At 61.9% G+C, this 257-nt stretch carries 1 protein-coding gene; it reads left to right on the plus strand.

All coding sequences use genetic code 11. The features are described from left to right. A partial coding sequence (locus RMT89_RS44055; protein ID WP_315889373.1) for a C2 family cysteine protease occupies positions 1-257 on the plus strand: 257 nt, incomplete at both ends.

Here is a 257-nt window from a genome sequence, read left to right on the forward strand (position 1 = left end):
CCTGTTCGGCGCGACCGGTGTGTTGTCCTACACGCAGGTCAGCCAGGGCGACGTCGGCGACTGCTATTTCGAGGCCGCGCTTGCCGGACTCGCGCAGCAGGACCCGTCGCTGATCAAGAACATGATCACGGTCAACTCCAACGGGACCTATACGGTCGATTTCGCGGGCGCCAACGGCACGCGCGATTATGTCACCGTGAATTCTGATCTCGCCTACATGAACGGCTACCGGTACGCCTCCGGCTCGACGCTCATGT

It is taken from the genome of Streptomyces sp. P17 (assembly GCF_032436805.1).
Lineage (GTDB): Bacteria > Actinomycetota > Actinomycetes > Streptomycetales > Streptomycetaceae > Streptomyces.